This is a genomic window from Kurthia senegalensis (genome assembly GCF_000285595.1).
In the GTDB taxonomy this organism is placed as follows: Bacteria; Bacillota; Bacilli; order Bacillales_A; family Planococcaceae; genus Kurthia; species Kurthia senegalensis.
This window is the reverse complement of the sequence record NZ_CAEW01000063.1, coordinates 1-205: the sequence shown is the minus strand read 5'-3', so window position 1 is coordinate 205 and position 205 is coordinate 1. Positions and strand designations below refer to the sequence as shown.

Annotated in this window: 2 tRNA genes; both read left to right on the top strand. The window is 49.8% G+C overall.

The window, feature by feature from the left end:
- Nucleotides 1-35 precede the first annotated feature (35 nt).
- Nucleotides 36-112, top strand: a tRNA-Ile gene (locus KSHG_RS15665).
- A gap of 9 nt (nucleotides 113-121) precedes the next feature.
- Nucleotides 122-197 (top strand) — tRNA-Ala (locus KSHG_RS15660).
- Nucleotides 198-205: the final 8 nt, after the last annotated feature.

The window sequence follows — 205 nt, the reverse complement described above, 5'->3', positions numbered from 1 at the left end:
GAGTTTATTTTAAATTTTATAAACTTTTTCAAAATGGGCCTATAGCTCAGCTGGTTAGAGCGCACGCCTGATAAGCGTGAGGTCGATGGTTCGAGTCCATTTAGGCCCACCATTTTGAAATGGGGCCTTAGCTCAGCTGGGAGAGCGCCTGCCTTGCACGCAGGAGGTCAGCGGTTCGATCCCGCTAGGCTCCACCAATTTGTTC